Raw genomic sequence first — 23808 nt, 5'->3', positions numbered from 1 at the left:
ATCCCGTGAGTTCACACCCCGTATCGCGGGTGCACACCCTCTACACAGGGTGTGGACCTGCGACATGGGGTGTGGACTGGGGAGATCGACGTGCTGCCGCGCTGGGGAGCGGGGGTTAGAAGCCGAGTTTGCCTAGTTGCTTGGGGTCGCGCTGCCAGTCTTTGGCTACTTTCACGTGCAGGTGGAGGTAGATGCGGACGCCCAGGATGTGCTCGATTTGTTTGCGGGCGTTGGTGCCTACTTCTTTCAGGCGGGAGCCGCCCTTGCCGATGATGATGGCCTTCTGGCTGGGGCGTTCGACGTAGAGGAGGGCGTGGACGTCGAGCATGCCGGGGGCGGAGCGTTTGCCCTCGGATTCGTCTTCGTTCTCTTCGCGCTCGAGGACTTCCTCGATGACCACGGCGAGGGAGTGCGGGAGTTCGTCGCGGACGCCTTCGAGGGCGGCCTCGCGAATGAGCTCGGCCATGAGGGTTTCCTCGGGCTCGTCGGTGAGCTCGCCGTCGGGGTAGAAGGCCGGGCCCTCGGGCATTTTCGAGGCGATGACGTCGATGAGGACCTCGACCTGTTCACCCTTGACGGCCGATACCGGCACCACATCGGCCTCGGGGCCGAGCAGCTGGGAGACCGCCATGAGCTGGTGGGCGACCTGGTCGCGGCTCACCTTGTCGATCTTGGTGACCACGCCGAGCAGGGTGGTCTTGGGGGCCATGAGCTTGACCTGCTCCACGATCCAGCGGTCGCCCGGACCGATCTTCTCGTCCGCCGGAATGCAGATGGCGATGACGTCGACCTCGGAATAGGTATCGCGCACCAGATCATTGAGGCGCTGGCCGAGCAGGGTGCGCGGGCGGTGCAGACCGGGGGTGTCGACCAGGATGAGCTGGGCGTGCTCGCGGTGCACGATGCCGCGAATGGTGTGCCGGGTGGTCTGCGGGCGCGAGGAGGTGATGGCGATCTTCTGCCCCACCAGGGCATTGGTCAGCGTGGACTTGCCGGTATTCGGACGGCCCACGAAACATACGAAGCCCGAACGGAATTCGTCCTTGGAATTGCTCACTCGAATACCTCCGACTCGGTTTCCAGATCGAAGCCCTCGGGAATGCCGGGCCGGGTCGCCGGATCGCCCTCGACGGGACCCTCCAGCACTTAGAACACCGCGCCCTTGGCATCGGTGAAAATGATTCGCGCCGTGGGCGATACCTCGCGCACCGCGGCCACGCCCTGATCGGAGAACTTGCCCGCGACCACGACCGCGCACTCGAATCCCTCGGCGGCACTGGATACGGCGGCCGCGACGGCGGCCTGCAAGGCGGTCAGCCGCAGCGCCGCCAGGCTCACCTCACCGGCCGCGTAGGTGCGCCCATCGGTATCGCGCACCGCCGCGCCGCCGCGGCCGCCGGTCCGCCCCATGGCGCCACGAGCGAGGATCAGCAGCTTGTTGTCCTCGGCATCCAGTTCAGTCATCGCCTTCTCCATCCTCGTGTGCGCCGCCGCCCGGCTTGTGTTCGGCCGGTTCGGTTCTGGTCTTCTCCGGGGCGCGGCGCACCACGACGGTGTGCACCCGCACCCGCCCGCGGGTGTCCGCGCCGCCCTCCCCGCGCAACTGCAGGCCGTGGATCACGGCCTTGGAACCCGGCAGCGGGACGCGGCCCAGGGCGTGTGCGAGCAGGCCGCCGACGGTGTCGACATCCTCGTCGTCGATCTCCATATCGAACAACTCGCCCAGGTCCTCCACCGGAAGTCGTGCGGAGACATGGTATTTGCCGTGGCCGATATCCTCGACCGGGTTGATCTCGTCGGTGTCGTACTCGTCGATGATCTCGCCGACGATCTCCTCGAGCACGTCCTCGATGGTGACCAGCCCGGCAATGCCGCCGTATTCGTCCACCAGCAGCGCCATATGGTTGCGGCGGCGCTGCATTTCGTCGAGCAGGGTGTCGAGCGGCTTGGAGTCGGGCACGAAGACGGCCGGGCGCATCACATCGCGCACCCGCACCTTCTTGCTCCGATCCGCGTACGGCACAAGGTCTTTCAAATAGACGACGCCGAGAATGTCATCGGCGTTCTCGCCGATCACCGGAATCCGCGAATGCCCGGACCGCACCGCCAGATTCATGGCCTGCGAGGCCGTCTTGTCGGCCTCGATCCACACCATCTCGGTGCGCGGCACCATGACCGCGCGGGCCGCGGTCTCGCCGAGTTCGAAGACCGACTGGATCATCCGGCGTTCCTCGTCGTCCACCACGCCGCGCTCACCGGCCAGATCCACGACCTCGCGCAGTTCGATCTCGGAAGCGAAGGGGCCGTTGCGGAATCCCTTACCGGGGGTGATGGCATTACCGATCAGGATGAGCAACCGGCTCACCGGGCCCAGTATGGTCCCGATGGCCTGCAAGGGCAGCGAAGCGCCCAGCGCCAGCGAATACGCGTGCTGGCGGCCGAGCGTGCGCGGCCCCACCCCGATCACCAGATAGTCGACCAGCACCATGACCGTCGCGGTCACCAGCAGCGCCTCGAGCTCGTCCATCCAGTTCAGCAGCACCGCCGCCAGCAGCACCGTGGCGCTGATCTCGCACAGAATGCGCAGCAGCACCATGAGATTCACATAGCGCGGCCGATCGGCGATGATGCGCTGCAATCTCGCCGCGCCGGTGCGTTCGGCGCGCACCATATCGTCCACGCGCGCGGCCGAAATGGTGTTCAGCGCCGAATCCAGCGCCGCGAAAATGCCACCCGCCGGAACCAGCACGATCGCCAGCACCAGCAGAACGAATGAATTCACGCCGGGTCCAGCGGATCACCGGCATCGGTGAATCCGGTCTTGCCCAGCAGCCGCCGATCCCGCTCGGCCAGTTCGGCGCGCACCTGCGCCTCGCGCAGGCTCTCGTACCAGCCCTCCAGCAGGGAGGCCTGCAGCGCGAACATCTCCTTCTCCTCCTCCGGCTCGGCATGGTCGTAGCCGAGGAGGTGCAGCACGCCGTGCACGGTCAGCAGGGCGAGCTCGTGGGCCGTGGAGTGCCCGGCCTTCTCGGCCTGCTGGGCCGCGAATTCCGGACAGAGCACGATATCCCCGAGCATGGAGGGGCCGGGCTCGGCGGCATCGGGCCGCCCGCCCGGCTCCAGCTCGTCCATCGGGAAGGACATGACATCGGTCGGACCCGGCAGGTCCATCCAGCGCATGTGCAGATCCGCCATGGTGTCGAGATCGACCAGCACCATCGACAGCTCGGCCGCCGGATGCACATCCATCTGACCGATCACGAACCGCGCGACACTGACCAGCTCTTCTTCGGATACCTCGATACCCGATTCATTGGCGATCTCGATACTCACGCCGCTAAGGGTATCGGCCTAGGTCAGCGTCGCTCCGCGCGGCTCGCGGCACGCCGCTGCGCCCGATTTCCCGGATAGTGCACGGCCGCGGGCGGGCGGCTCTCCGACTCGTAGCGGTCATAGGCGTCGACAATGGCTCCGACCAGCCGGTGCCGCACCACATCCGCGCTGGTGAGCTCGGAAATGTGGATATCGTCGATATCGGTGAGGATCTCCGTCGCAGCCCGCAGGCCCGAACACGAGCCGTTGGGCAGGTCGACCTGGGTGACGTCACCGGTCACCACGATCTTGGAGCCGAAGCCCAGCCGGGTGAGGAACATCTTCATCTGCTCGGCCGTGGTGTTCTGCGCCTCGTCGAGAATGATGAACGAATCGTTGAGCGTGCGACCGCGCATGTACGCCAGCGGTGCGACCTCGATGACGCCCGCGGCCATGAGCTTGGGAATGGCCTCGGGATCCATCATGTCGTGCAGGGCGTCGTAGAGCGGGCGCAGATACGGGTCGATCTTCTCGTTCAGGGTGCCGGGCAGGAAGCCCAGCCGCTCCCCCGCCTCGACCGCGGGCCGGGTCAGGATGATGCGGTTGACCGCCTTGGTCTGCAGCGCCTGCACGGCCTTGGCCATGGCCAGATACGTCTTGCCGGTACCGGCCGGGCCGACGCCGAACACAATGGTGTGCGCGTCGATGGCGTCGACATAACGCTTCTGGTTCAAGGTCTTCGGCCGGATGATCTTACCGCGCCGGGACAGGATGTCCAGGCTCAGCACCTCGGCCGGAGAGTCGGAGCAACCCTCGGTGAGCATGGAGTAGGTGTGCCGCACGGCCTCCGGGGAGACGACGCGATTGCGGGCGGTCAACGCCACCAGCTGCGCCACCACGCGCTCGGCCAGGGCCACGTCGGCCGGTTTGCCGGTGAGGGTGACGGAATTGCCGCGGACATGGATGTCGGCATCGAGAAGCCGCTCGAGTTCACGCAGGTTCTCGTCAGCCGAACCCAGGAATCCGAACACCGACTCCGGTGCCAATTCGATGCTGGAACGAACGGTCCGCCCCGCCGACCCGGACCCGTTGCCGCTGGCCCCGATACCAGCAATGGGTGTGTTCTGGTCGCCGATTTCGCCTGGTGTTCTCAAAAGTGGCTATAGCCTGCTTTCCGGTCTCGAGCCTTGTCTCGTTGATGAAAGTCTAGCGCCGACCACTGACAGCGCCCAGTGAATATAGGGCTACCAGCTGCGAAGACGTCCAACCGTCATGCCCTCGAGCCGTGCCGGTGACCGGAAACGGCCGCCGATCCTCAGCCCCGCTGACTCGCCCAGTCGAAGGTGAAGTCGCGGAAGCGGCGAACCGCCTCCGAGGGCGCGGCCGACGGGGACCAGACCATGCCGACCTCGCGCACGGCGATCGAATCCGCCAGCGGGAGCAGGACGAGGCCGGGGTGCGGGGTGTTCATGGGTGCGTCGTCGAGCGGCAGGATGGAGACGCCCAGACCGACCGCGATGAGCCCGGCGATGGTGGTCAGATTGCTGCATTCGAAACTGATGCGCGGCCGGAAATCGGCTGCGGCACAGAGGTCTTCGAGGACATGCCGCATGCCGAAGCCCGGATGCATGGCAATGAAATCCGATTCGGCGGCGTCGGACAGGTGGACGTGGCGGCGGGTGGCCAGGCGGTGGTCGGCCGGGACGGCCAGCCCCAGGCGCTGCCGCAGCAAGGGGCGCCAGCCCACCCGGGGCGCGGTGGGTTTCGGGGATACCAGGCCCAGATCGGCGGTACCGGCGAGCACGAGATCGGTGACGCTGTCGGCGGCATCCTGGGCGAGGGTGAAGGTGACGCGGCCGGAGGTGCGGCGGAAGCCCGCGATCAACTCGGGCACCACGCGTGCGCCGAGCGAATGCTGGAAGGCGAGCCGCACCACGCCCTTGGCCGGATTCGCCAGATCGGCGAGTTCCATTGCCGCAGCGTCCATCTCCGCCTGGGCGCGGCGCGCGTGCTCGTAGTAGACGCGGCCGAAGTCGTTCAAGGTCAACCGTTTTCCGTGCCGGTCGAACAGCCGCACCCCCAGCCGCCGTTCCAGCCGCGCCAGCATCCGCGACAAGGTGGGCTGCGCCAGATGCAGCCGCTCCGCCGCCGCCCCGACCCGCTCGAGCTCGGCAAGGGTGGTGAACCAGTACAGGTCGTCACCCGGCACATCGACCTCCCGTGCAGCACGTCACGTCCGCAGTGGCAGCTTTCGCACAGACCACCACTAATGCCTCCAGTGCATGAACTCCGAGATTATTATGCATTTCCTTCCGAAGAGATAGTTGCCCATGCTCAGGAAATGACCGCCACCGCCGCCCCCGACGCGCCCGTCGCCACCCGGCACGACCGCCGCATCACCCTCGCCCTGTTCGCCGCGGGCCTGACCACTTTCGCCTCCATGTACAGCGCCCAGGCACTGCTACCGAGCCTGTCGGCAGCCTTCGGCGCGACCCCGGCACACGCGGCCCTGGCGGTCTCCCTCACCACGGGCCTGCTCGCGGTGGCGATCATCCCGGTGAGCATGCTCTCGGACCGCTTCGGCCGCACCCACGTCATGCAGGTGTCCGCGGTGACCACCGCGGCCATCGGACTCCTGCTGCCCTTCGCGCCGACCCTCGAGAGCCTCCTGGTCGGACGCGCCGTACAGGGCATCGCGGTGGCCGGGGTGCCCGCGGTGGCCATGACCTACCTGGCCGAGGAGATCGGCGCTTCCGGGCTGGGCGCCGCCATGGGCGTCTATGTGGCCGGTACCAGCGTGGGCGGCCTTGCGGGACGGTTGATTCCGGCGGTCACCCTGGAAGCGGCCTCGTGGCGGTGGGCCGCAGCGGCGGTGGCGGTGGCAGCGGCAGGGTCCACGTTGTGGTTCCTGAAGGCCCTCCCACAGTCGCGGAATTTCAGCCCGCGCCCGCTCGGAATCCGTACGCTGACCACAGATTTCGCGGGTCACCTGCGCCACCGCACATTGCTGCCGCTCTTCGCGCTGGCCTTCGTGGTGGCGGGCGGCTTCACCGCCATCTACAACTTCCTCGGCTACCGCCTCACCAGCACCCCCTTCGAATTGTCCGAGGCCACAGTCGGTTCGGTATTCGTCATGTACCTCGCGGGCACCACGGCCGCGGCCTGCGCCGGACGCCTGGCCGATCGCCTCGGCCGCGCCGGGGTGCTGCTCACCGCGATCGGAACCATGGGCCTCGGCCTGGCTCTCACCGTCCCGAACCGCCTACCGCTCATCCTCCTCGGCGTATTGCTCTGCACCGCAGGCTTCTTCGCCGCCCACGCCGTGGCCAGCGGCTGGGTCGGCGCAGCCGCGCAAGGCAACCGCGCCGCCGCCTCCTCCCTCTACGTCTTCGCCTATTACGCGGGCAATTCGGTAATCGGCGGCGGCGCGGGCCTCGCCTACGGCCGCGATGGCTGGCCCGGTGTGGCGATCTATGTTTCCGCTCTCGTCTTCGCCGCCGCCGTACTGGCGACATGGCTGCACATCACAACGCACAGCCGACCGGCCGTCCGGACGGCTCCGGGTCCGCGCTGACGCTTCGGCCCAGGGTTGGGCGGGCGGCAGGCCACCTCGCCCCGGGGTGTTCGATCGTGGCCGAAGATCGACTACCGTGCGCCGGTTCTGCTACCAGCGCGTGGTCAGTGCGCCGAGCGCGCCTACGGCGACCGCGGCGGCGGTGGAGGTGCGCAGGACGGTGGGACCGAGGAGGACGATGTCCGCACCCGCCGCGGACAGGGCACTCAGTTCGGAGTCGTCGAGGCCGCCTTCGGGGCCGACGATGAGGACGACTTCGGGGGCATCGGCGAAAGGCAGGTCTTTGAAGCGGGATTCGCCGGATTCGTGGAGGGCTGCCACTATGGCGCCGTTGGACTTGGCGGTGCGGACCAACTCGAGGAGGTCTCGGGTGGTGTGCAGGTCGGCTACGTCGGGGATGTAGGGGCGGCGGGATTGGCGGGCTGCCTGTTTGGCGGCGGTGCGCCATTTCTCGACGGCCTTGTGGGCCTTGGCCTCCCAGTTGGAGATGCAGCGGGCGGCCTGCCAGGGGACGATGGCGTCGGCGCCCGCCTCCGTCATCAGCTCGACGGCCAGTTCGGAGCGGTCGCTCTTGGGGAGCGCTTGGACCACCGTCACCTGGGGGGTGGCGGGGGCGGCGAGGCTGCGGGCGAGGCTGCGGGCGAGGACCTTCAGTTCGAGGCGGTACTTTTGGGCCGCAACCACTTCGGATTCGGCGACCACACCGTGTCCGTCGGACAGGGTGATGGGTTCCCCGACCCGGATGCGGCGGACGGTGGCGGCGTGGCGGCCTTCGGGGCCGTCCAGGACCGCCGTCGCACCGGGGGCGGGGATGTCGTCGAGGTAGAAGACGGTGGCGGCCACCGGGTCAGCGTCCGCTGAAGGAGGCGCGGAGGCGGGCGAACAGGCCGCTGTTGTGCTCGGACTGGGTGGAGAGCACTTCGGTCCGCTCGGTGGCGCGCAGGCCCTTGTACTTGCGCAGCAGTTCGGTCTGCTTGGAGTCCATCTTGGTGGGGACCACGATGTCCAGGTGGGCGATGAGGTCGCCGCGGGTCTGGGCGCGCAACTTGGGCATGCCGTGGCCGCGCAGGACCGACGCCTCGCCGGGCTGGGTGCCCGCGGGGATGGTCAGTTCGACGGGGCCGTCGAGAATGGTGTCGATGACGACGGTGGTGCCGAGGGCGGCGTCCACCATGGGCACGCGGATGGTGCAGTGCAGGTCGTCGCCGTCGCGGACGAAGGTGTCGTGCGGCTGCTCGACGATCTCGACGTAGAGGTCACCGGCGGGGCCGCCGCCCGGGCCGACCTCGCCCTGCGCGGCCAGGCGGACTCGCATGCCCGCGGCCACACCGGCCGGGATCGGCGCGGCGATCTCGCGGCGCGAGCGCACGCGGCCGTCGCCGCCGCACTTGCGACAGGGATCGGGAATGGTCTCGCCCGCACCGCGGCAGGTGGGGCAGGGCCGCGAGGTCATGACCTGGCCCAGGAAGGAGCGCTGCACGCTCTGCACCTCACCCGCGCCGCCGCAGGTCTCACAGCGCACCGGCTTGGAGTTGCCATTGGTGCCCGCGCCCTGGCACAGATCGCAGAGGATGGCGGTGTCGACGGTCAGATGCTTGGTGACGCCGACCGCGCACTCCTGCAACGACAGTCGCGTCCGCAGCAGCGAATCCGCGCCGGGCTGCACGCGCCCGCGCGGCTTGCGCGGACCGGAACCGCTCATGCCGCCGAAGAACGCCTCGAACACATCCCCGAGGCCGCCGAATCCGGCGCCGGAGAAGCCGCCGCCCATACCGCCGCCGTTCTCCAGCGGATCACCGCCCAGATCGACGATGCGCCGCTTCTCGGCGTCGGTCAGCACCTCGTAGGCGGTCGACACCTCCCGGAATCGCTCCTGCGCCTCCGGATCCGGATTGACGTCGGGATGCAGTTCACGCGCCAGCTTGCGGTAGGCGCGCTTGATCTCCTGGTCGGTCGCGTTACGTGCGACGCCGAGCAGTGCGTAATAGTCCCGTGCCACTTGCGCTCTCTAGTCCTGTTTCGTCTTCCGCTTGCTCACCGTTCGGAGAGCACCTCACCGATATACCGTGCGACCGCCGCGACCGATGCGATGGTCCCCGGATAGTCCATGCGGGTCGGGCCCAAAACCCCCATACCGCCTAGAACGGTACCGGGCATGCCGTAGCCGGTGGACACCACGGCCGTGCCGCGCATCTGCTCGACTTCGGTTTCCTCGCCGATCTGCACGGTAACGGTACCCGGATGCTGGGCGGCTGCCAGCAGCTTCAGCACGATGACCTGCTCTTCGAGCGCTTCGAGCACCGAACGCAGCGAACCGGGGAAACCATTGCCCGCGAAATCGAACGCGCTGCGGGTGAGATTGGCGGTGCCACCCAGCACAAGCCGCTCTTCGGGATGCTCGACGAGGGTCTCGACCAGCACCGTGGACACTCGCACCAGCACATCGCGCAGCCGGGCGGGCGCGTGCTCGGGGAGTTCGGCCACCGCGGCCGAGGCGATGGCGAGACGTTTGCCGTCCATGGCTTTACCGAGCATGCCGCGCAGGGCGGCCAGATCGTCCTCGCCCACCACATTGCCCAGATCGACCAGGCGCTGATCGACGCGGCCGGTGTCGGTGATCACCACCAGCAGCAGCCGCGCCGGATTGAGCGCCACGACCTCGAGGTGGCGCACGGTCGAGGCCGACACCGTCGGGTACTGGACCATGGCGACCTGCCGGGTCAGCTGCGCCAGCAGCCGCACCCCGCGGCGTAGCACATCGTCGAGGTCGACGCCGCTTTCCAGGAATTCCATAATGGCCCGCCGCTCCGCATTCGACAGCGGCTTGACCTCGGAGATGTGATCGACGAACTGCCGATAACCCTTGTCGGTGGGGATGCGGCCGGAGCTGGCGTGCGGCTGGGCGATGTACCCCTCGGCCTCCAGCACGGCCATATCGTTGCGGACGGTGGCGCTGGAGACGCCCAGATTGTGCCGTTCCACCAGGGTCTTGGACCCGATCGGCTCCTTGGTCGAGATGTAGTCCGCCACGATCGCACGCAGGACCTCGAGCCGACGCTGCTCGGTACTCGACATGGGGCCCCACCTCCTCGCTCGCTGTCGGGACGCGTGTCACCGCCTCGTAGGTCTGGCAGTGATCACGCGGATTCCCGGATATCCGAATCCAGTTTAGTTGCCCATTGGCAAATTGCCTGCGCGCCGGTCGTCACCCGGACGAGGGCTGTTCGTCACCTGGGCGTCGTACCGGGTTTCCACTTGATGCCGCAGCCGATGCTGGGCACGTGCGGTTCGGGGACCGGACGCCCGGCCAGCACCTCGGCGACGGCGGCGCGCAGCACCGAACCGTCGGAGGGCACGGTATTGCCGGGCGTGGCGGTGTCGAAGCGGCCGCGGTAGGCCAGCTTGCGGTCGGCGTCGTAGAGGAACAGATCCGGGGTGTAGGCCGCACGGTAGGCGCGGGCGACCTCCTGCGAATCCGGCGCGCAGGACCTGCTCGCGCAGACGCTCGGCATTGTCGTCGGGATAGTGCTCGATGTCGTTGCTGCAGACGGCGACGGCGGCCAGGCCGCGCGGGCGCAGCTCGGCGGTGACTTCGCCGAGGGCCGCCTCGATGCGCCGGACGTAGGGGCAGTGATTGGACAGGAAGATCACCAGCAGCGCCGGGTCGGCGGCGAAATCGCCGAGCCGGACCTTGGTGCCGTCCACCGCGGGCAGGGTGAAATCGGGGGCGGGCGTGCCGATCGGGACCATGAACGATTCGAGCGCCATGTCTTTGTTGTGCCCCGCCCTATTGTGCGCCAATCAGTTCCGTGAAGAAGGCGCGGATGTCGGCGACCAGCAGCTCCGGGGTCTGCATGGCGGCGAAGTGGCCGCCGGTGTCGAATTCGGTCCAGCGGGCAATGGTATTGAGCTGTTCGGCGAAGCGGCGGATGGCCGGATCGGTCGCGAAATTGGCGACGGCGGTCGGCACCGTGGAGCGGGTGGGCTGATGCTGGGCGTGCAGGGTCTCGTAGTACAGCTGCGCCGAGGAGCTGCCGGTATTGGTGAACCAGTAGACCGAGACGGTGGCGAGCAGATGATCGCGGTCGATCCGATCCTCCAGCGCGCCTTCGGTTCCGGTCCAGGAGTGGAATTTCTCCACGATCCAGGCCAGCTGCCCGGCGGGAGAATCGGCCAGGGCGAAGCCGAGGGTGTGCGGGCGGGTGCCCTGGATCTGGAAGTGGCCGCCGTCGGAGAGGAGTTTGCCCACCAGCGCCAGCTTGCCACGTTCGCGCTCGCTCAAGGTGGCGACCACGTCGTCGGTCATGCCGCCGAAGGGAATGAATCCGAAACCGGCCGCATTGACGTGCACGCCGATCACCCGGTCGGCATCGAGGCGGCCGATATTCGGGCCGATGAAGGAGCCGAAGTCACCGCCCTGCACGCCGTAGCGCGGATAGCCCAGGCGGCGCATGAGTTCGGCGTAGGCGCTCGCGATCCGGTAACCGTCCCAACCGGTATCCGCGGCCGGGCCCGAGAAGCCGAAGTTCGGATGCGACGGGATGATCAGGTGGAATGCGGGCCCGCCGTCCTCGGGATCGGTGAGCGGTTCGATGACATCGAGGTACTCCAGCACCGAGCTCGGCCAGCCGTGCAGCATGACCAGCGGTGTCGCATCGGACCGGTGGGATCTGATGTGCAGAAAATGAATTCGCGCGCCGTCGATGACGGTCGTGTACTGCGGATAGGAGTTGATCCGCTTCTCCCACGCCTGCCAGTCGAAACGCTGCGCCCAGTGGCCCGCCAGCTCCCGCAGATAGTCCACGGGAACCCCGCGATCCCAGCCGACTCCCGGAATCTGTGCGGGCCAACGGGTTTCACTCAGCCGCTGGCGCAGATCCCGCCATTGCGTCGGCGAGACCTCGATCCGGAAGGGAACTATGTCGTCGAACATGACGATTCCTCGCGTGCGGGACATGGAGCTCTGACCGCAGCAGCGTAGACCCGGGCGCGACCGGACGCGCGGAAACCGTGTGCGCCCAGGCGCACGGCTATCCACGCGCCGCTGCCGCCACGACTGCCGCGACCTCGCCGAACCGGGTGCCGAGGCCGGAAACCCGGGAGGTGACCTTCGGATCGTGCACCTGCGCGATCACCGCGTCGCTCGCCGGGCTCCGTAGCGGATTGTCCACGGCCACCACCCGATAGCCCTCCGCGCGCAGCTCGCTCGCCACCCCGTCCCAGATGCTCGGATCGGAGAATGCGCCGTGCACCAGCACGATCGTCGGCATCGGAGCCGCGAGCGCGGGTGCGGACGGGGCGAACACCAGAAACAGTCACTGTATCGCCGCCGGTGGAGCCGAAGCGCGCGATCGCTCAGGCGTGGGCGGTCTTTCCGCCGTCGATGACCAGTTGGGCGCCGGTCATGTAGGCGTGTTCGGATGAGGCCAGGGTGAGGGCGAAGGCGGCGATCTCGGCGGGGGTGGCCAGGCGGGCGAGGCCGGGGATGTTCAGGCGGGCCCACTGGCGCATGAAGACCTGGTAGGCGTCGTCGGGGACGGCTTCCATTCCCGCTGCGCGGCGGACCAGTTCGGTATCGGTGGTGCCGGGCACCAGGGCGTTCACGCGGATGCCGTCGGCGGCGTAGTCCAGGGCGGCCGACTGCACCAGGCCGACCAGGCCGCGTTTGGCGGCGGTGTAGGCGGCGCGGCCGCCGTCGGTGGCGAGGGCATTGCTGGAGGAGGTGACGACAATGGTGCCGCCACCACCGCGAATCATGTGTGGTACTTGGTATTTCATGGCCAGGAACGCGCCGCGCAGATTGGTGTCGACGACCTGGTCGAATTCGTCGGCGCTGTATTCGTGGAGCTTCTTCTGAATGGTGATGCCCGCATTGTTGAATGCCACATGCAGGCCGCCGTACTTGGCGACGGCAGTGTCGACGAAGTCCCGGACTTCGGCTTCCACCAGCACATCCGCGCGCAGGTAGGTGGCTTCCCCTCCGGCATTGCGAATCTCGCGTTCCACGGCCTGCCCGCGATCGACACGGCGGCCACAGAATGCCACCTTGGCGCCCTCGGCCGCGAAGAGTTTCGCTGCCGCCGCACCGATCCCGGAGGTGGCCCCGGTAATGAGAACCACCTTGTTCTCGAAACGGCGTAGCCCGCCGGATTGCGGCACGGGCGGATTGGAGTCCGCGCCGAGCGCGACGCCCGCCGCCAGCCCCGCCGCACCGGCGGCGAGACCGGAGGCGGCCATGGCGCCCAGAAGTCCTCTGCGGCTGGGCTTCGCGGGGTTGCCCGTCACCGATTCCGACGGGACGGGCGCGGCCGTTTCGGCCGCGGAGATGATGCTGTCGTCGCTCATGGCTCCCACTGTCGAGCGTGGCGACGCCTGGCAGATCCGCCCGATGGCCGGACTTCCGGCCGCCGGATGGAGTCGTCTCCTCCCTGGGTAGGAGATGCGCGCGCCCCCGCCGGGGCATGATGATGACGTGGATACGACCGGTATGACCCGAGGCGTCGATTGGTTGCTCGACGCGCGGTCCCTACCGGTGCGCATGAGCGTGTTGACCGCGCTCGCGATCGGTTGTCAATTGCTGCTGGTGAATTCACCCAGCGGTATCGACTGGGCGCTCGCCCTCGCATCGATCGCGGCCATCGCGGGCGGCGCGCGCTGGCCACTGCTCACCTCACTCGGAACAACAGCCGTCCTGATGCTCGGTTTCGAGATCGGCGACGCCGGACCGCTGGTCCCGAAGGTCGCCGCCGGTCTCGCACTCACCGAACTCGCCGCCCGGCGCGGCGGCACCCAGCCGGTGCTGGGCGCGGCCGCCCTGGGCGGCGCGTACCTGTTGCACACCACGGGCGGCGCGGCAGCCACCGGCTACCGGGCCATCGTCATGGCCGGACTGCCACTCGTATTGGGCTGGCTACTACGCACGGCCCGCGAAGCCGTGCACACCGCGCGCCGCGAAGCCCGCGAGATCGCGGAACGCCGCCGCTCGGAAGTGGTTGCGGCGCGGGCCTGGGAGCGCACCGCCATCGCCCGCGAACTGCACGACCTGATCGCCCACCACGTCTCCTCCACCGTGCTGCGCGTCAGCGTCGCCCAGCACGCCCTGCCCGATGCGCCGCCGGTGGTCCGCGAAGTCCTCGACGACGTGCACACCAGCGGCGTGCAAACCCTCGCCGACCTCCGCAAACTGGTGACGATCCTGCGCAATCCCGAGGCGGACGGCGAATCCTTCCTCGCCCCCGGCGATCTGCCGGACGCGCTGCGCGCCGCCGTTGATCGGGCGCGCGGCCTCGGCCTGCGGGTAGCGACCGATATCGACGGTGAGATCACCGCGGTCGACGCCATGACCGCGCTCACCCCTGCTCCGCCTGACCCAGGAGGGCCTCGCCAATGTGACCAAACACGCGGGCGTGAAAGCCGATGCCAGACTGGGCATCTCGACCGGAACCGACGGCGTGCACTTCGAACTCAGCGACAGCGGCACCCCCCACGCGGTAAACGGTCGCGGCTCGAAGCGCCTTACCACCAGCCTTCCCCAAATGGATCCCGGCCACCTGCCCGCGAGCACAGCCGCAGGACACCCGCTCGGTACGAGACCAACCACCGGCCTAGGCCTGATCGGCCTGCGGGAGCGCGTCGCACTCCTCGGCGGCACCCTGACCGCCGCGGCCTCCGGAGCGGGCTGGCGGCTCGCCGCGCACCTCCCCGTCGAAGCCCGGGAGGCACTGTGACAGTGCGCGTCCTGATCGTCGACGATCAGCAACTGGTGCGCGCCGGACTGCGCATGCTCTGCCAAACCGCAGGCGACCTGGAAGTGGTCGCCGAAGCCGCGACCGGCGGCGACGCCGTCCGCCTGGCGGCCGACCTCCGCCCCGACGTCGTCCTCATGGACCTGCGCATGCCCGGCATGGACGGAATCCGAGCCACCGCAGCCATTCTCGCCGCCCACCCCACCACCAAGGTCCTAGCCCTCACCACCTTCGACGACGACGATCACCTCTACCCCGCCCTAGCCGCAGGCGCCTTCGGCTTCCTCGTCAAAGACACCGCCCCCGCCCAACTCATCGACGCCATCCGCCGCGCCGCCACCGGCGAACGCACCTTCTCCGGCGACGTCCTCCACCGCGTCGTGGACTCAGCAGTAGCCGCCGTCTCCGGCCACACCGCCGAACCACCAATGCCCACACCGGCATTCGGCCTGACCGACCGCGAAGCCGAAGTACTCACACTGGTCGCCGACGGCCTCTCCAACGCCGAAATCGCCCAGCACCTACACATCGGCATCACCACCGTGAAAACCCACATCACCAACCTCATGGCGAAAACAGGCGTCTCGAACCGAGTCCGCCTAGCCGTCATGGGCCTCCGCGCAGGCGAACGCTAACCCCACGACCACCCTCTCCACCCCACTTCCAGCCCGCGCCATAACTACCGATCAGCGCTGCCCGAGCTAGGTGAACCTGATTCCCCCTTCACCGGCCCGCCGAAGGCGAACCCGACCCGCCCCACCGAGTTGATCCATCCGAACCAGTCCGCCGCAGGCGAACCGTCGATGACTGTCGGTGCAATCCAGTCCGCGCATCAAGCCTGTTGACTGTTCGGGACCAACCGTCGCCCGCATGCCCTGGTCTCTGCTGGACTTCTGGCCCCACGAGACCACAAGCCCGTCAGTTGGTCTGCCCGCCAGCTGGTCTGCCAGCCGGTGGTGTTCTTCCCAGACGTCCGCTCAAGGTTCCGCCGGAGGCGAACTGTCAATGACTGTCGGTGCAATCCGGTCCGCGTATCAACCCAGTTCGTCCGGCTGTAGGGAATTCTTTTCGGGCAGTTCTGGGTGGGTTTGGGCCGTCTCGATTTTGGACTGAGCGGAGCGTGCGTCGGAGCGGGGGAGCGAAGCGGAGGAGCTCCGGCGTGCGCGGAGGGAGGGAAAAATCGAGACTCAGGGGCCCAAACCCCGCCCGGAGCGAAGCGGAGGGCAAATTAAACACAGCCACGAGCGTTCCTGATCAGACCCACCCTCAACCCTTATCAGCCCAACAACGCGCGAACCACCCCGTCGGCAAGCAGCCGCCCGCGATCAGTCAAAACCAGCCGGTCGCCGCAAAGCTCAGCAAGACCATCCGCGATAACGCGCTCAGCGGCAACCCAACCAGACCCATCCAACTCCCCGACCGGCATCCCCGCACGCAACCGCACGGTAAGCATGACCCGTTCGGTATAACGCTCTTCCTCACTGAGCGCCTCGAACCCCGCAGCTGGCAACCCCCCGAGTGCAACCCGATCCGCGTACCGCGCAGGGTGTTTCACATTCCACCACCGCATCCCACCGACATGACTGTGCGCACCAGGCCCAGCACCCAGCCAGTCACCGCCATCCCAATACCCAAGGTTGTGACGGCACCGCGCGTCCTCGTTCGCAGCCCAGTTGGACACCTCATACCAGTGCAATCCCGCCGCCGCGAGGCGCGAGTCGATGCGTTCGTACCGCGCCGCGAGAACATCGTCGTCCGGTGCCGGAAGTTCCCCCCGCCGCACGCGGCGAGCCAACGCGGTGCCGTCCTCGACGATCAGCGAGTAGGCAGAAACGTGATCAACCCCCGCGCTCAGCACCGCGTCCAGGCTGGCATCGAGATCGGCGTCCGTCTCCCCCGGCGTCCCATAGATCAGGTCCAGATTGACGTGCTCGAACCCCGCGGCACGAGCCTCCTGCGCGGCGGCCACAGCCCGCCCGGGAGTGTGGGTGCGGTCAAGAATCTTCAACACATGCCGAGCAGCGGACTGCATACCCAGCGAGACCCGAGTAAAGCCCCCGTCCAAGAGTCGCTCGAAGAATTCCGGCGACGTGGATTCAGGATTGGATTCCGTAGTCACCTCGGCGCCAGGCGCAAGGGCGAAATTATCGCGAATCGCGGTCATGACATCCGCCAACCCGTCGCCCCCGAGCAGCGAAGGCGTGCCACCACCCACGAACACCGTCTCGACCGCAGGAGTCACACTCGGCAGCCCCTCGAATTGTTCAGCAGCCGTAGCCAATTCCCCACGCAGCGCCTCGAACCAGGACTCCGGCGAGGCGGACGTCCCCAACTCCCCCGCAGTGTAGGTATTGAAATCGCAGTACCCGCACCGCGTCGCGCAGAACGGCACATGAATATAGATCCCGAACGGCCCCCCGCCGAAATCGCGCAACACCAACCCCGCCGAGTCGGCCCCTGTGGGAGCGGTCGCGGTGGTGGAAGCCGGGGCGGTCGAGGTCACCCACCCAGTGTGCCCGGTCGCCCAGGTCACACCGCACGGGGCTGCCACCACCCGCCCCGCCCGGGAAGCGGTATCGCCCCGCCCGAGAAGTCACTCCGGCGCGCGACGTGACCATTCGGGGCATGCGGGTGTCGGTGGGTCCGATTACATTCCAAGGGATTTCGGAGGAGGCTCGGTCGGCGAGCCGGGGAATGGGGAAGTATGTGGGATGACGGCCAGCGGATGACCGAGGTTGTCGAACGGCACGAGATGGATGCCTCGGCGGTGGCGGTGGTTGATGCGGGGTCGGTCGCCCCTGTGCTCTTCACCTCGCCTATGCCTCCGGTGTTGCCGGATGGTCCGAACTTCGCGCGCTCGTTTCCCGGCGAGATGTTGGCGCATACGCTGCTCTTCGATCCCCATGCGGTGGACGGTCAGGCGCTGTACTTCGCGCAGATGACCGAGCAGACCATCACCAAGCGATTCCGGGCGCCGGGCATCGAGTCCGGATTCGATCGCTACGACAAGGTGACGGGGTGGCGGGCGGCCTTCTGGTGGGCGCTGATCGGGCGTGATGCGGCCGCGCTGGACGAGCTGGTCGACTATCCGGTGTCGCGCCTGCGGGAGTACGGCGACAACGCCTTCGACGACTGCCAGTACGAGTGGGCGCGGATACTTCAGGAGGGCTGGCGCTACGGCGCGGAGACCGTGGCCGATCAGGCGTGGGGCCTGGATACGACCAGCCGGATGGGCGCCCAGCATGTGCTGGATCAGCTGGTCCGGCCGTCCCTCGAGGTGTTCGCCCGCATGGCCGCGCGCGATCAGGACGGGTTCAGTTGGGAGCTGGCCAATGCGCTGCGCCGCCATCGCGCCTTCTTCGACCGGGCCGCGTGGTGCCACGATCCGGAGGGCGTGATCTCGCTCCCGCTCCTCGGGCTGGCGTGCTGGGCGCACGATTCGGGCCTGCGGATCGAGGTCGAATCCGAGTATTTGCCTTTGGGTTTGATCCTCCGACCGAACTGGATGCACTCCCCCGAACTGGCCGCGGTGGCGGCGGCCGCCGCCGCGGCGACGCAGGCCGAGGCGACGCTCAAGGTCGATGGGACGCTCGAGTTCGAGGTCACGGCGGTCAAGGCACCGGACTGACCGGTCGCGCGCGGCGACCGGTCGCGGGCGTCAGTGATCGACGACCGGGGTGTTCTGGCAGAAGGTGAGCAGCCAGCGGCCGTCCTCCTTGGTCATACCGTAGAGCGGCGATCCCTCGGACTGGAGTTCGTCGTCGTGGTTGAAGTACTGCTGGCGCACCTTCACGGCCGCCACGTCCGGGCGGATGAACCGGACGAAGAACGGCTCGTAGGTGGCGTAGCCGTCCTTGGTCGCGCCGACGATGACCTTGCGGGTGAACTCCGAGATCTCGTCGCGGCCATTGAGGAATTTGCCGCCGCCGGTGGTCCAGATCGCGTCCGGGTGGAACGGGGCGAGGAAGGCGTCGGCGTCCTCGGCACGCTGCGCCACCTGCACGGCCGCCACCACGGCGTGGATGGCTTCGATCTCGGCGGCGGTGTCGATGTCTGCGGTTGTCATGACACAAATCTTTCAACCTGAACGGGGGTCGAGGTCAACCCCCGACTGTTTCGGGCATTGATCTATGCGACGTGTCACAAATCAGGTCGGCTGTCCAGGGGATTTCCCGGTAAAGTCCGGAAAATATCGGCGGACGGTCGGAACGACCCCGCTGACATGGCACAATAACCCTCATGACTGGACTTGGAGTACGACTCGTGGCGCGCCGCCATGTCGACTTCAAGCGTGTCTGCAGCGCGAGCTGTCTGCCGGAAAGCCTCCGGTAGAACGGCTCCCATTCTCTCCGGGACGGCGTCCTTCGCGACGCCGCTAATGCCGGTTCGCTGATATCGGAGGCGTGAGTCAGCCCCTCCCGCCTGCCCGCAAGACCTTCAGGAGCACCCCGATGACGTCGAGTACCGACGCCGGTCCTTCCAGTTCCGAAAACGCCCGCCCCGAACGGCCGCAACGGCCCGCCGGTGAGCGCCGCGTGCGGCCGGACCGTCCTCGTTCGGACGCGCCCGTCGCGCCGCGCGAGCGCACCGGCAAGCCGGTCCGGCGCAAATCCGAGGGGCAGTGGGCGCTCGGCTACCGGGAACCGCTGAACGCCAACGAGCAGTCCAAGAAGGACGACAACCCGCTCAATGTGCGCGCGCGTATCGAGAACATCTACGCCAAGGGCGGATTCGACTCGATCGACAAGGCCGATCTGCGCGGCCGCATGCGCTGGTGGGGTCTCTACACCCAGCGTGAGCAGGGTTACGACGGCACCTGGACCGGCGACGAGAACATCGACATTCTCGAGGCCAAGTACTTCATGATGCGGGTCCGCTGCGATGCGGGCGCACTGAACACCCGGCAGCTGCGCACCCTCGGCGAGATCTCCACCGAGTTCGCCCGCGACACCGCGGATCTGTCCGACCGCGAGAACGTCCAGTACCACTGGATCGAGATCGAGAACGTGCCGGAGATCTGGCGGCGGCTCGAAGAGGTCGGCCTGCAGACCACCGAGGCGTGCGGCGACTGCCCGCGCGTGGTGCTCGGCTCGCCGCTGGCCGGTGAATCGTTCGGCGAGGTGCTCGACCCGACCCCGGCCATCGAGGAGATCGTCAAGCGCTACATCGGCGACAAGAAGTACTCCAACCTGCCGCGCAAGTTCAAGACCGCCATCTCCGGTCAGCAGGACGTGGTGCACGAGATCAACGACGTCGCGTTCATCGGCGTCGAGCATCCCGAGCACGGTCCCGGCCTAGATGCGTGGGTCGGCGGCGGCCTGTCCACCAATCCGATGCTGGCCCAGCGCCTCGGCGCCTGGGTGCCCCTCGACGAGGTGCCGGATGTGTGGGAGGCGATCGTCTCGCTGTACCGCGATTACGGCTACCGGCGGTTGCGCACCAAGGCGCGCATCAAGTTCCTGGTCAAGGACTGGGGCATCGAGAAATTCCGCGAGGTGCTCGAGACCGAGTACCTGAAGCGCAAGCTCATCGACGGTCCCGCGCCGGAGAAGCCGGAGCGGCCCATCGACCATATCGGCGTGCAGAAGCTGCGCAATGGTTTGAACGCCATCGGCTTCTCCCCCATCGCCGGTCGCGTCTCGGGCACCATCCTGACCAAGGTCGCCGATATCGTGGCGTCCATCGGCTCCGATCGGGTGCGATTCACCCCGTACCAGAAGCTGATCGTGCTCGATGTGCCCGACGACAAGGTCGAATGGCTCATCGACGAGCTGAAACCGCTCGGCCTGCACGGTCGTCCGTCGCATTGGCGGCGGAATCTGCTGGCGTGCAGCGGTATCGAGTTCTGCAAGCTGTCGTTCACCGAGACCCGTAAGCGGTCCCAGGTGCTGGCGCCCGAGCTGGAGACCCGGCTGGCGGACATCAATGCCGACCTCGATGTGCCCATCACGGTGAACATCAACGGCTGCCCCAACTCCTGCGGCCGGTCCCAGATCGCCGATATCGGATTCAAGGGCATGCTCGTCGACGACGGCGAGGGGAATCAGATCGAGGGCTTCCAGGTTCACCTCGGAGGCAGCCTCGGGCTCGACAGCGGTTTCGGCCGCAAGCTGCGCCAGCACAAGGTGACCAGCACCGAGCTCGGCGATTACATCGAACGCGTGGTGCGCAACTTCGTCAAGAACCGTGACGCGGGTGAGCGTTTCGCGCAGTGGGCTGTCCGTGCCGATGAGGCCGATCTGCGGTAGTTGGAGGAAACAGCAATGACCACAACCAAACTCGCCGAAGCCGAGCTGCGCGCCCTCGCGGAGAATGGCGCGGCCGAACTCGGGTCGGACGCCACCGCGCAGGAGCTGCTGGCCTGGACCGAGGAGAACTTCGGGTCCAACTACATTGTCGCGTCGAATATGCAGGACGCCGTGCTGGTGCAGCTGGCGGCGCAGGTGCGTCCGGGTGTGGACGTGCTGTTCCTGGATACCGGCTACCACTTCGCCGAGACCATCGGCACGCGCGACGCGGTGGAGCTGGTGTACGGCGTGAACATCGTGAACGTACAGCCGGAACACACTGTGGCCGAACAGGATCAGCTGCTCGGCAAGGATCTGTTCGCCCGCGACGCCGGGGAGTGCTGCCGCCTGCGCAAGGTGGTGCCGCTGCAGAAGTCCCTGGCCGGTTACAACGCCTGGGTCACCGGCATTCGCCGCGTGGAGGCCCCCACCCGCGCCAACGCGCCCCTGATTTCCTTCGACGAGGGCTTCGGGCTGGTGAAGATCAATCCGATCGCCGCCTGGTCCGACGAGGAGATGGCCGAGTACATCGAGGCCAATGGCATTCTCGTCAATCCCCTTGTGGAAGAGGGATATCCGTCCATCGGTTGCGCTCCGTGCACACGGAAGCCGGAACCGGGATCCGATCCGCGATCCGGCCGCTGGGCCGGGCTCGCCAAGACCGAATGCGGGTTGCACGCCTCATGACTTCCCTCGAGACAGATTTCGACACGCTTGCCGCGCTGGAGTCGGAGTCCATCCACATCTTCCGCGAGGTCGCGGGCGAGTTCGAACGACCGGTGATCCTGTTCTCCGGCGGCAAGGACTCCACCGTGCTGCTGCACCTGGCGCTCAAGGCCTTCTGGCCCGCGCCGCTGCCGTTCGCGCTGCTGCACGTGGACACCGGGCACAACCTGCCCGAGGTTCTCCAGTTCCGCGACCACGTGGTAGAGAAGTACGGGCTGCGGCTGCATGTCGCCTCCGTCGAGGACTATCTGGCCGACGGGCGGCTCACCGAGCGCCCGGACGGCATCCGCAATCCGCTGCAGACCGTGCCGCTGCTGGACGCCATCAACGAGAACCGCTTCGACGCGGTGTTCGGCGGCGGCCGCCGCGACGAGGAGCGTTCGCGCGCCAAGGAACGCATCTTCTCGCTGCGCGACGCCTTCGGGCGCTGGGATCCCAAGCGGCAGCGGCCGGAGCTGTGGAACCTGTACAACGGCAAGCACGCTCCGGGTGAGCATGTGCGCGTGTTCCCCATCTCCAACTGGACCGAGCTGGATATCTGGCGCTACATCGCCCGCGAGAACGTCGAGCTGGCCAATATCTACTACGCGCACGAGCGTCCGGTGTACCTGCGCGACGGCATGTGGATGACGCCCGGCTCCTGGGGCGGGCCGCGCGAGGACGAGGAGCTGCTGATCAAGTCGGTGCGCTACCGCACCGTCGGCGACGGATCCACCACCGGCGCAATCATTTCCGATGCGGCCGACAACGAGGCGATTCTCGCCGAGGTGGCGGCCTCCCGGCTCACCGAACGCGGCGCCACCCGCGGAGACGATCGCGTCTCCGAGGCCGCCATGGAAGATCGCAAGCGAGAGGGTTACTTCTGATGTCCGACCTACTCAGACTGGCCACCGCCGGCAGCGTCGACGACGGCAAGTCCACCCTGGTCGGACGCCTGCTGTACGACACGAAATCCGTGCTGGCCGACCAGATCGACGCGGTCACCCGCGCCTCGGTCGACAAGGGCCTGTCCACGCCGGACCTGTCGCTGCTCGTGGACGGCCTGCGCGCCGAGCGCGAGCAGGGCATCACCATCGATGTGGCGTACCGCTACTTCGCCACGCCCAAGCGCTCTTTCGTGCTCGCCGACACCCCCGGCCACGTGCAGTACACCCGGAACACGGTGTCCGGCGCGTCCACCGCGCAGCTGGTGATCCTGCTGGTCGATGCCCGCAAGGGCGTCATCGAGCAGACTCGCCGCCACGCCGCCGTCATGGCGCTGCTGGGCGTGCCGAAGCTGGTGCTGGCCGTGAACAAGATCGACCTGGTGGACGATCCGGCCGGTGTGTTCGACAAGATCCGCGCCGAATTCACCGAGCTGACAACCAAACTCGGCTGGGCCGCCGAGGATGTCGTCGAGATCCCGGTCTCCGCGCTGCACGGTGACAATGTGGCCTCCCGCTCGGAGAACACCCCGTACTACGACGGCCCCTCGCTCATCGAGCACCTGGAATCCGTTCCGGTCGATGCCGACAGCACCCGCCACAAGGTCGGGCTGCGCTTCCCGGTGCAGTACGTGATCCGCCCGCGCACGGCGGATTACCCGGACTACCGCGGCTATGCCGGTCAGGTTTCCGCGGGCACCGTCACCAAGGGCGACGAGGTCGTGGTGCTGCCGTCGGGCACCCGCACCACCATCGAGCGCATCGACACCCCCGACGGCGAACTCGCCTCGGCCCAGCCCGGCCGCAGCGTCACGCTGATTCTGGCCGATGAGGTCGACGCCTCCCGCGGCGATGTCATCGTCGCCGCCGAGGACGCCCCCGAGCCCATCGACTCCTTCGACGCCACCGTGTGCTGGCTCGGCGACAAGCCGCTGCGCCCCGGCGCCCGCCTGCTCCTCAAGCACGGCACCCGCACCACCCAGGCCATTGTCGGTGTACTCATCGAGCGCTTCGACGAACAGCACCTGGCGGCGGACCCGTCCCCGGAGTCCCTGTCCCTCAACGACATCGGCCGCATCTCGGTGCGTGTCGCCGACCCCGTCGTGGCCGACGACTACAGCGTCAACCGCCACACCGGCAGCTTCCTGCTCATCGACCCGTCCGGCGGCAACACCCTGGCCGCGGGTCTGGTCGGCGACGCCCTCACGGCAGTCGAAGTCGGCCCCGAGATCGGAGCCTGA

General features: G+C 67.7%; 23 protein-coding genes and 2 pseudogenes. 9 read left to right on the top strand and 16 right to left on the bottom strand.

Annotated features, from left to right (window positions below):
* Positions 1-115: 115 nt before the first annotated feature.
* The 6 genes from era to NC4_RS21790 all read right to left on the bottom strand — a co-directional run bounded on the left by era (position 116) and on the right by NC4_RS21790 (position 5521).
* Positions 116-1057, bottom strand: coding sequence for a GTPase Era (gene era, locus NC4_RS21815; RefSeq protein WP_067541326.1), 942 nt, complete (start codon positions 1055-1057; stop codon positions 116-118).
* Positions 1058-1146: 89 nt separating this feature from the next.
* Entirely contained in the window at positions 1147-1464 is a 318-nt protein-coding gene (locus tag NC4_RS21810) for a cytidine deaminase-like protein (protein WP_067541707.1), read from the bottom strand.
* Entirely contained in the window at positions 1457-2782 is a 1326-nt protein-coding gene (locus NC4_RS21805) for a hemolysin family protein (protein WP_067541324.1), read from the bottom strand. Before NC4_RS21805 ends, NC4_RS21810 begins: the two co-directional genes overlap by 8 nt.
* Positions 2779-3333 (bottom strand): rRNA maturation RNase YbeY, encoded by a 555-nt coding sequence (gene ybeY, locus NC4_RS21800; protein WP_067541322.1) that lies wholly within the window; start codon positions 3331-3333, stop codon positions 2779-2781. Before ybeY ends, NC4_RS21805 begins: the two co-directional genes overlap by 4 nt.
* 23 nt (positions 3334-3356) lie before the next feature.
* Positions 3357-4427: a PhoH family protein gene (locus NC4_RS21795; RefSeq protein ID WP_067541705.1), complete on the bottom strand. Its 1071-nt coding sequence runs from the start codon at positions 4425-4427 to the stop codon at positions 3357-3359.
* A 200-nt stretch (positions 4428-4627) separates the two neighbouring features.
* On the bottom strand, positions 4628-5521 hold the full coding sequence (locus NC4_RS21790) for a LysR family transcriptional regulator (protein WP_067541321.1): 894 nt from the start codon (positions 5519-5521) through the stop codon (positions 4628-4630).
* Positions 5522-5653: 132 nt separating this feature from the next.
* Between NC4_RS21790 and NC4_RS21785 the strand changes: the two genes are divergently transcribed.
* Entirely contained in the window at positions 5654-6886 is a 1233-nt protein-coding gene (locus NC4_RS21785) for an MFS transporter (protein ID WP_067541319.1), read from the top strand.
* Positions 6887-6976: 90 nt separating this feature from the next.
* Here NC4_RS21785 and NC4_RS21780 read toward each other — a convergent pair whose 3' ends face one another.
* The 8 genes and pseudogenes from NC4_RS21780 to NC4_RS21750 form a co-directional block, all read right to left on the bottom strand.
* Complete coding sequence (locus tag NC4_RS21780; RefSeq protein ID WP_067541316.1) at positions 6977-7729, bottom strand: 16S rRNA (uracil(1498)-N(3))-methyltransferase; 753 nt, start codon at positions 7727-7729, stop codon at positions 6977-6979.
* Positions 7730-7733: 4 nt separating this feature from the next.
* Entirely contained in the window at positions 7734-8885 is a 1152-nt protein-coding gene (gene dnaJ / locus NC4_RS21775) for a molecular chaperone DnaJ (protein WP_067541315.1), read from the bottom strand.
* 35 nt (positions 8886-8920) lie between these two features.
* Positions 8921-9961 carry a heat-inducible transcriptional repressor HrcA gene (hrcA, locus tag NC4_RS21770; protein WP_067541313.1) on the bottom strand — a complete coding sequence of 347 codons (1041 nt, stop codon included), beginning with the start codon at positions 9959-9961 and terminating at the stop codon, positions 8921-8923.
* Between the two features lie 152 nt (positions 9962-10113).
* Positions 10114-10398, bottom strand: a complete 285-nt coding sequence (locus NC4_RS42975; RefSeq protein ID WP_245721866.1) for a thioredoxin domain-containing protein — start codon at positions 10396-10398, stop codon at positions 10114-10116.
* Between the two features lie 76 nt (positions 10399-10474).
* Positions 10475-10636 (bottom strand): annotated as a pseudogene (locus NC4_RS42970) (redoxin domain-containing protein); the annotation flags it as partial.
* A gap of 37 nt (positions 10637-10673) precedes the next feature.
* Positions 10674-11819, bottom strand: coding sequence for an epoxide hydrolase family protein (locus NC4_RS21760; RefSeq protein ID WP_067541311.1), 1146 nt, complete (start codon positions 11817-11819; stop codon positions 10674-10676).
* 97 nt (positions 11820-11916) lie between these two features.
* Entirely contained in the window at positions 11917-12192 is a 276-nt protein-coding gene (locus NC4_RS45155; protein WP_067541309.1) for an alpha/beta fold hydrolase, read from the bottom strand.
* A gap of 49 nt (positions 12193-12241) precedes the next feature.
* Positions 12242-13231 carry an SDR family NAD(P)-dependent oxidoreductase gene (locus NC4_RS21750; RefSeq protein ID WP_245721832.1) on the bottom strand — a complete coding sequence of 330 codons (990 nt, stop codon included), beginning with the start codon at positions 13229-13231 and terminating at the stop codon, positions 12242-12244.
* Between the two features lie 94 nt (positions 13232-13325).
* Between NC4_RS21750 and NC4_RS44790 the strand changes: the two are divergent.
* Both NC4_RS44790 and NC4_RS42955 read left to right on the top strand, forming a co-directional pair.
* Positions 13326-14036: pseudogene (locus NC4_RS44790) on the top strand (histidine kinase); the annotation flags it as partial.
* A 573-nt stretch (positions 14037-14609) separates the two neighbouring features.
* Positions 14610-15266, top strand: a complete 657-nt coding sequence (locus tag NC4_RS42955; RefSeq protein WP_281186370.1) for a response regulator transcription factor — start codon at positions 14610-14612, stop codon at positions 15264-15266.
* Positions 15267-15907: 641 nt separating this feature from the next.
* On the opposite strand, the gene hemW is transcribed toward NC4_RS42955, so the two are convergent.
* On the bottom strand, positions 15908-17134 hold the full coding sequence (gene hemW / locus NC4_RS21735; RefSeq protein ID WP_084529646.1) for a radical SAM family heme chaperone HemW: 1227 nt from the start codon (positions 17132-17134) through the stop codon (positions 15908-15910).
* Positions 17135-17356: 222 nt separating this feature from the next.
* On the opposite strand from hemW, the gene NC4_RS21730 reads away from it, so the two are divergent.
* On the top strand, positions 17357-18259 hold the full coding sequence (locus NC4_RS21730) for an immunity 49 family protein (RefSeq protein WP_169814848.1): 903 nt from the start codon (positions 17357-17359) through the stop codon (positions 18257-18259).
* Positions 18260-18289: 30 nt separating this feature from the next.
* Here NC4_RS21730 and NC4_RS21725 read toward each other — a convergent pair whose 3' ends face one another.
* Positions 18290-18697 (bottom strand): SgcJ/EcaC family oxidoreductase, encoded by a 408-nt coding sequence (locus NC4_RS21725; protein ID WP_067541305.1) that lies wholly within the window; start codon positions 18695-18697, stop codon positions 18290-18292.
* Between the two features lie 173 nt (positions 18698-18870).
* Here NC4_RS21725 and NC4_RS44785 point away from each other — a divergent pair, with 173 nt between their 5' ends.
* From NC4_RS44785 to NC4_RS21705, 5 genes are all read left to right on the top strand, one after another.
* Positions 18871-18963, top strand: coding sequence for an Ms4527A family Cys-rich leader peptide (locus tag NC4_RS44785; protein WP_353526446.1), 93 nt, complete (start codon positions 18871-18873; stop codon positions 18961-18963).
* A gap of 119 nt (positions 18964-19082) precedes the next feature.
* Positions 19083-20879, top strand: a complete 1797-nt coding sequence (locus tag NC4_RS21720; RefSeq protein WP_084529580.1) for a nitrite/sulfite reductase — start codon at positions 19083-19085, stop codon at positions 20877-20879.
* Between the two features lie 15 nt (positions 20880-20894).
* Entirely contained in the window at positions 20895-21605 is a 711-nt protein-coding gene (locus NC4_RS21715) for a phosphoadenylyl-sulfate reductase (protein WP_067541302.1), read from the top strand.
* On the top strand, positions 21584-22510 hold the full coding sequence (cysD, locus tag NC4_RS21710; protein WP_067541300.1) for a sulfate adenylyltransferase subunit CysD: 927 nt from the start codon (positions 21584-21586) through the stop codon (positions 22508-22510). The genes NC4_RS21715 and cysD overlap by 22 nt, the downstream gene beginning before the upstream one ends.
* Positions 22510-23808, top strand: a complete 1299-nt coding sequence (locus NC4_RS21705) for a sulfate adenylyltransferase subunit 1 (protein WP_067541298.1) — start codon at positions 22510-22512, stop codon at positions 23806-23808. The genes cysD and NC4_RS21705 overlap by 1 nt, the downstream gene beginning before the upstream one ends.

Source organism: Nocardia crassostreae, from assembly GCF_001613405.1.
GTDB lineage: Bacteria > Actinomycetota > Actinomycetes > Mycobacteriales > Mycobacteriaceae > Nocardia > Nocardia crassostreae.
This window is presented reverse-complemented; position numbering and strand designations above follow the sequence as displayed.

What these genes read in the sequence shown, in the direction of transcription:
- NC4_RS21810 (WP_067541707.1), bottom strand. Translation starts at nt 1,464, where the DNA reads ATGACTGAACTGGATGCCGAGGACAACAAGCTGCTGATCCTCGCTCGT.
- NC4_RS21785 (WP_067541319.1), top strand. Translation starts at nt 5,654, where the DNA reads ATGACCGCCACCGCCGCCCCCGACGCGCCCGTCGCCACCCGGCACGAC.
- hrcA (WP_067541313.1), bottom strand. Translation starts at nt 9,961, where the DNA reads ATGTCGAGTACCGAGCAGCGTCGGCTCGAGGTCCTGCGTGCGATCGTG.
- NC4_RS42975 (WP_245721866.1), bottom strand. Translation starts at nt 10,398, where the DNA reads ATGCCGAGCGTCTGCGCGAGCAGGTCCTGCGCGCCGGATTCGCAGGAG.
- NC4_RS21760 (WP_067541311.1), bottom strand. Translation starts at nt 11,819, where the DNA reads ATGTTCGACGACATAGTTCCCTTCCGGATCGAGGTCTCGCCGACGCAA.
- NC4_RS21750 (WP_245721832.1), bottom strand. Translation starts at nt 13,231, where the DNA reads ATGAGCGACGACAGCATCATCTCCGCGGCCGAAACGGCCGCGCCCGTC.
- NC4_RS21730 (WP_169814848.1), top strand. Translation starts at nt 17,357, where the DNA reads ATGACCGAGGTTGTCGAACGGCACGAGATGGATGCCTCGGCGGTGGCG.
- NC4_RS21725 (WP_067541305.1), bottom strand. Translation starts at nt 18,697, where the DNA reads ATGACAACCGCAGACATCGACACCGCCGCCGAGATCGAAGCCATCCAC.
- NC4_RS44785 (WP_353526446.1), top strand. Translation starts at nt 18,871, where the DNA reads ATGACTGGACTTGGAGTACGACTCGTGGCGCGCCGCCATGTCGACTTC.
- NC4_RS21720 (WP_084529580.1), top strand. Translation starts at nt 19,083, where the DNA reads ATGACGTCGAGTACCGACGCCGGTCCTTCCAGTTCCGAAAACGCCCGC.
- NC4_RS21715 (WP_067541302.1), top strand. Translation starts at nt 20,895, where the DNA reads ATGACCACAACCAAACTCGCCGAAGCCGAGCTGCGCGCCCTCGCGGAG.
- cysD (WP_067541300.1), top strand. Translation starts at nt 21,584, where the DNA reads ATGCGGGTTGCACGCCTCATGACTTCCCTCGAGACAGATTTCGACACG.
- NC4_RS21705 (WP_067541298.1), top strand. Translation starts at nt 22,510, where the DNA reads ATGTCCGACCTACTCAGACTGGCCACCGCCGGCAGCGTCGACGACGGC.